This is a genomic window from Aeromonas sp. PrichA-15 (assembly GCF_017939245.1).
Classification (GTDB): Bacteria; Pseudomonadota; Gammaproteobacteria; order Enterobacterales; family Aeromonadaceae; genus Aeromonas; species Aeromonas caviae.
In genome coordinates, this window is record NZ_JAGKRH010000342.1 from 1 (window position 1) to 316 (window position 316).

At 44.3% G+C, this 316-nt stretch carries 1 rRNA gene; it reads right to left on the reverse strand.

Features of this window, described 5'->3' with window-relative positions:
• Positions 1-125: ribosomal RNA gene (locus J9889_RS23065) — 23S ribosomal RNA — on the reverse strand; the annotation flags it as partial.
• Positions 126-316: the final 191 nt, after the last annotated feature.

The window sequence follows — 316 nt, forward strand, 5'->3', positions numbered from 1 at the left end:
CCCCATTCGGAAATCCGTGAGTCGTAATGTCTCTTACCGACTGCTCACGGCTTATCGCAGGTTAGTACGTCCTTCATCGCCTCTGACTGCCAAGGCATCCACCATGTACGCTTAGTCACTTAACCATACAACCCCAAGAAGTGTCGTCGAAACGACGCGACTTGTTGCTCTACAACAAGGACCAAATAAAATTTGGTTTTCGCCAAGAAGTTTCCAAAGCACTTGTAACAAATGTTTGAGAACTACTTTTTAAATCAGCTTTCCAGATTGTTAAAGAGCATGTTTGCAACGGTCAGTGACCGAAGAAAACAGACAT